The sequence below is a fragment of the Specibacter cremeus genome, assembly GCF_003946885.1.
Lineage (GTDB): Bacteria > Actinomycetota > Actinomycetes > Actinomycetales > Micrococcaceae > Specibacter > Specibacter cremeus.
Map to the genome: position 1 here is coordinate 1 of NZ_RWKQ01000089.1, position 3,609 is coordinate 3,609.

At 64.7% G+C, this 3,609-nt stretch carries 3 protein-coding genes; 1 reads left to right on the plus strand and 2 read right to left on the minus strand.

The window, feature by feature from the left end; genetic code table 11:
• Positions 1 to 310: 310 nt before the first annotated feature.
• Positions 311 to 1,741, minus strand: a complete 1,431-nt coding sequence (locus tag EJC77_RS20140) for a dicarboxylate/amino acid:cation symporter (protein WP_125617073.1) — start codon at positions 1,739 to 1,741, stop codon at positions 311 to 313.
• A gap of 171 nt (positions 1,742 to 1,912) precedes the next feature.
• On the opposite strand from EJC77_RS20140, the gene EJC77_RS20145 reads away from it, so the two are divergent.
• Positions 1,913 to 2,683, plus strand: coding sequence for an enoyl-CoA hydratase/isomerase family protein (locus tag EJC77_RS20145; RefSeq protein WP_125617076.1), 771 nt, complete (start codon positions 1,913 to 1,915; stop codon positions 2,681 to 2,683).
• Positions 2,684 to 2,770: 87 nt separating this feature from the next.
• Here EJC77_RS20145 and EJC77_RS20150 read toward each other — a convergent pair whose 3' ends face one another.
• On the minus strand, positions 2,771 to 3,514 hold the full coding sequence (locus EJC77_RS20150) for an amino acid ABC transporter ATP-binding protein (protein WP_125617079.1): 744 nt from the start codon (positions 3,512 to 3,514) through the stop codon (positions 2,771 to 2,773).
• Between the last annotated feature and the right edge of the window lie 95 nt (positions 3,515 to 3,609).

The following is a 3,609-nucleotide window of genomic DNA, read 5'->3' on the forward strand; positions in this document are numbered from 1 at the left end:
CACATTGTGTCAATGATTTTGGAACATATTGCCCAAGACTCTTCGTGCCGATGCGAGCGTGTCGACCAAAACACTCCGGAATATGTGGGTCCCTGTGGAGGAAAGGATGAAACGTTGTCCACAGGCTGTGTACTAGTCATTGAACTCGGCATCGGATTGAATCGATGCCAATCTGCCCACTGATCCTGAACGTATCAGCACCCACCGACAGTGTCCGCAACCGTGACAGGCCCCGGCGGAATCCCACCGGGGCCTGTCACGGTTCCGTTCAACTCCCGCACGGGCGGGTGGCACTCAGGTCACAATCAGGTTAGGCGGTGACCATCTCGCGGTCCTTGCCCGAGCCGTCCCTACCGGACGCAACGGTGCCATCGGCACCCAGGGCGGCATCGGCGTCGTCCGCGAACGGCGTGCCGGTGCGCGGCGCGTTGTACAGCGCCTCGTCCAGGATGCCCTGGCGCTTGGCCACGAGGGTCGGGACCAGGGCCTGGCCGGCGACGTTCACCGCGGTGCGGCCCATGTCCAGGATCGGGTCGATCGAGAGCAACAGACCGACGCCGGCCAGCGGCAGGCCCAGCGTAGACAGCGTCAGCGTCAGCATGACGACGGCGCCCGTGGTGCCGGCCGTCGCGGCCGAACCGAGCACGGAGACCAGCGCGATCAGCAGGTACTGGCTGAAGTCCAGGTGGATGCCGAAGAACTGGGCCACGAAGATCGCGGAGACGGCAGGGTAGACGGCGGCGCAACCGTCCATCTTGGTCGTGGCGCCCAGCGGCACGGCGAACGAGGCGTAGCCGCGCGGGACACCCAGGTTGCGCTCGGTCACGCGCTGGGTCAGCGGCAGCGTACCCACGGACGAACGGGACACGAAGCCCAGCTGGACGGCCGGCCACACACCGGAGAAGTACTGCTTGATGGACAGCCCATGGCTGCGCACCAGGATCGGGTAGACGACGAACAAGACCAGGGCCAGCCCCAGGTAGATGGCCACGGTGAACTTCCCCAGCGAGCCGATCGTCGACCAGCCGTACGTGGACACGGCCTTGCCGATCAAGCCAACCGTGCCAATGGGGGCCAGGCGGATGATCCACCACAGCACCTTCTGGATGACGGCCAGCGCGGACGCGTTCAGCGCCAGGAACGGTTCGGCCGGCTTGCCGACCTTCAGCGCGGCGATGCCGACGGCGATGGCGATGACCAGCACCTGCAGCACATTGAAGCTGATGCCCACGGTCGTCTGGCCGGCGGCGGTCGTGTCCGTGCTGGCGCCGATGCCCATGAAGTTGGAGGGGACCAGGCCGATCAGGAAGGCCCACCAGTCACCGGTGTGGCCCTTGTACTCGGGCGGCGCGCCCTGGCCGGTGCCGGTGCCGGGCTGGAACACGAGGCCCAGCACGATGCCGATGGTCACGGCGATCAGCGACGTGATGGCGAACCACAGCAGCGTGTTCCACGCCAGCCGGGCCGCGTTCGTGACCTGGCGCAGGTTGGCGATGGAGGAGACGACGGCCGTGAACACCAGCGGGATCACGGCCGCCTTCAGCAGCGAGACGTAGCTGGAGCCGATCGTCGTCAGGACCGTGGTGAGTGCGTTGGGATCGGTCTTGGGGTCCCCGCCCAGCGACTTGGCGATCAGGCCGAGGATGAGACCGAGCAGCAGGCCGGCGATGATCTGCACGCCGAAGGAGCCGGCCCACTTGGGCAGCCTCGACGCCTTGGGAGTTGAAACGGAAGAAGTCATGGGTCCACGGTAGGGCGCACAAGATAGCAGCAAGTAATCCGTATTGCGCAGCGTTACGGCTGGGAATTTCCTGCGTTACGCGGTTGTTTTCGCGGGTTGCGGGCGCCGCTGAAACCGGCCGCACATCGCGTATCCTGCTAACAGCCCGGTCAATCTGCCTCAAGGAGAACAATGACGTTCGAAACGATCACGGTGGAACGTGACGGTGCACTGCTGTGGTTGACGTTGAACCGGCCGAATGAGGCCAACGCGTTGAGCATCCCGCTGGCGGATGAATTCTGTGCCGCCATCGACCAGGCGGAGGCCGACGCGGGCTGCCATGTCCTTGTTCTCCAGGGAGCGGGCAAGTTCTTTTGCGCCGGCGGGGACGTGGCCGGGATGGCTGGTTCCGCGGATCCGGCGGATTTCCTGCGAACCCTTGCGGGAACAATGCACGCAGGACTCCTGAGCTTGGCGCGGTCCCGGCTTGTGACGATTGCCGCGGTCCACGGACCTGCCGCGGGCGCCGGCCTCGGTCTGGTGCTCAACGCCGATTTTGTGCTTGCCACGCCCAAGGCGTCGTTCCTAAGCGCCTATGCCGGGATTGGGTTGACACCGGACTGCGGCGTTTCGTACCTATTGCCCCAGATAGTGGGCCCGCGCCGTGCCGCCGAGATTGGGCTCGGTGGCCGAGTGGCCACCGCACAGGAGGCCCTGGACTGGGGTTTGGTCACTGAACTGGTTGAGGAGGCCGATCTGCGGAACCGGGCCCGGCAGTTGGGGGAGCGTCTCGCCGGGGGAGCGACCCAGGCCTTGGGCCCGACGAAGCGACTACTGACCAGCGCAAGGCTCTCGGCCTATGCCGAGCATCTGGCCGACGAGGTCGAGACGATTTCGAGGCTGGTCTCCCTGCCCGACAGCAAGGAACGCGTTGCGGCCTTTGTGGAACGCCGCCGGAGCTGAAGCCAAAAACACCGGTAGGCAAGACAAGCAAGGCAATGACGTGGCCCGGTCACGGGCTACGCCATTGCCTTGTCTTTGGAGTCCGCGCTACGGCCGGCCGGCTTTGACGACGCGGCTCAGGAACTGCCGGGTCCGCTCCTCCTGCGGATCCTCGAAGATCTGCTGGGCGGTTCCGCGCTCCAGGATTTTGCCTTGGTGGAGGAAACAGACCTGTGAGGCCACGTCTTTCGCGAAGGCCATTTCGTGGGTGGCGAGAAGCATCGTCAATCCGCTGACAGCAAGTTCGCGGATGATTTCCAGTACATCGCCGACGAGCTCGGGATCGAGTGCCGCGGTGATTTCGTCGAGCAGCAGCACCTGTGGGTCCATGGCCATGGCCCTGACAATGGCCACCCGCTGCTGCTGGCCGCCGGACAAGGCGTCGGGGAAGGATCCCGCCTTGTTCTTGAGACCGATCTTCTCGAGCAGTTCGAGGGCGCGTTCCTCCGCGGCGGCCTTGGACACGCCGCCAACCATGGTGGGGGCCAGGGTGATGTTCCTCAGCACCGACATGTGTGGAAACAGGTTGTAGGACTGGAAGACGATGCCCACATTCCGGCGCAAGGCGTTCAAGTCAACACCGCGGCCTGTCACCTGGTCGCCGTCGACCAGGATCTCGCCGGAGTTGATTGGCTCGAGCGCGTTGATGCAACGCAGCAGCGTCGACTTGCCGGAGCCGGAGGCTCCGATGAGGCAGACGACCTCGTGCTTGGCGACCTCGAGCGAGACGCCCTTGAGGATGGGCATGTCCCCGTAGGACTTGTGAAGGTCGCGAATCTGCAGAAATGTCATGATTGGTCCTAGTGTAGTGTCTCAGTTTTGCTTGGCGGCTTGAAGTGCGACGCGGCCGCGGTTGACTTTTTCGAGGATGGATTCGGCGGGCGCGG